A 1,847-nucleotide genomic window follows, 5' to 3' on the forward strand; every position below is an offset into this window, starting at 1 on the left:
GGGGGGCGAACAAGGTAAGCACAATTTCCTATCATAGGCGTCCAAGTTATTATGACTTGGTCAAATCGCCGAAAATTGGCATATATGCCGGGCGTGCACATCTGGGCTCAGAGTTCATCCCAGATTTGCGGAAATGATGCAGCAGGTCAGGCCAGGGAGGCTAAGACTTGGGTTGCCACAAATACCCCGCTTTTTCCAGCCGGGCAAGCCAGGCTCCCCGCTTGCCATGACTTGACATCAATTGCGCCAGACGACGCCGGAATACGGCATCCCGCCTGGCGTTTTCATACGCTTCGGCGAGATCCTGCAACTTCTGGAATGCCTGATCGTAGGCGCTGCCCGTTGTGCGTCGCAGTTGTGCATCGATGCTTGACCACGCCGTGTCTTCCTGCTCGAGAAGGGATGTGAGGTACCGTGTGCGTTCCTCACGACGACGGGCCTCCGCCGCCTGGCGTGCTTGCTGCTCCCTTTTTTCACGGATGGCACGATGAGAGGCGACCCTTGATTCGATTTCGGATATTCGACGGCGCCTGGGTAAATTCAATTGCTTTGCATTCCTACCCTTTTCCCATTTGAGAAAAGCGTTTCGAAGCGTTCTCTCCGCTTCACGGCTGCGTCCTTGTAGCAGCATGCGCAGTTTCGCCCGCATTTCCTCAACCGGCAACTCACGTAACCAGGGATCAAGGCGACTGTCTTCGCTCCCACTGGATTCTGGGGCCAGTAATGACGGGCTGGCCTCGGCGGCGGCGGCGAGCCAATCCGCATCCAGCATCAGAAACTCGGCCAGTGCTACCTGTGCGGGCGTCAACGCCTGTAATCCCGCAGGCACCGGCGGTTCGGTTTCGTCATCGTGTAGCTCATCATTCCCGAGTCGGGCAAGCCACCCAAGATAAAGCGGGCGCGCATCGCCGCCGAGCAGCTCGTCGCGTACTGGCAGCAGGCGCGTCATCCACCCCGCACCATCCATCTCCTCCGAGAAGCGGGCGTGTTCGCCCGAGTCATCGTCGAACGACCAGTCGAGGATGCACCAGTCATCGACGTCCATGGCCTCGAATGCTTTCTCGAAACGGGAGCGCCTCTTTCGTCCCGCCTTGACGTAGTCGCGGATGGTCGCCGCGTCAAACGTCCCGTGCGGCAGGCGAAGAAGCAGGCGGCAGCTCCCCCAGTTGGAGGAGTAGACGTGGGCATCGAAATATTGCTGTACCCACTCGAGCGGGTCGCCCTTGAGATTTCCCCAGTGATATTCGTTGACGAAGCTTGAGGCGGTGATCGTGGCCCGCGTGGAGAAACTGCGCACTCTGCCTGCTGGGTCGCCGTAAGCAGCTGGTCGACGCATGCAAACTCGTAGTATTGGTATTCGCTCATGCCAGATTCCCGTAGCGAAGCGCATGGAAGAGAAGAAGGTGAATGTGCTGGTGCGCAACCCGCCGGAGCCATGAAACTCCGGGCCGACGCGAAAGCCGGAATGCTTCATGGCAAGCGCCGAAAGGCGTGCGCGTTGCCATTCTGACGTCCTTTCGGCACGCGATGCGGCGCTTTCAGCCAGCCGCGTCCGCGCCGCCCAGCCGCATCCGGTAGTCCACCAGGAGCTGCTGCTGCGCTTCGAGCTGCGCGGCCAGCTTCGTGAGGTCTGCGCGGAGCAAGTCGCGAGCCTCGCGTAGCTGGAGCAGCTCGGCTGCCCGCGCATCGGCTGCCGCCTGCGCCGCGTCGCGCTCGGCCTCCGCGCGCGCCCGATCGGTGAGCGCACGATTGAGGGTGGACTGCAGCGCCTCGCCATGCGCCTGCTGATCGCGTGCGAGCCGGGTCGTGGCCGTCGCTTCTGCGACGAGCCGCGCGTTGTCCCGGTT

Annotated in this window: 1 protein-coding gene and 1 pseudogene; both read right to left on the reverse strand. The window is 61.5% G+C overall.

Features of this window, described 5'->3' with window-relative positions; genetic code table 11:
* Positions 1-160 precede the first annotated feature (160 nt).
* A complete protein-coding gene (locus HV796_RS41980) occupies positions 161-1,474 on the reverse strand; it encodes a hypothetical protein (RefSeq protein WP_246356393.1) in 1,314 nt (437 codons plus the stop codon).
* 64 nt (positions 1,475-1,538) lie between these two features.
* A pseudogene (locus HV796_RS41985) lies at positions 1,539-1,847 on the reverse strand (DNA-binding protein); the annotation flags it as partial.

The organism is Paraburkholderia humisilvae (assembly GCF_902859855.1).
In the GTDB taxonomy this organism is placed as follows: Bacteria; Pseudomonadota; Gammaproteobacteria; order Burkholderiales; family Burkholderiaceae; genus Paraburkholderia; species Paraburkholderia humisilvae.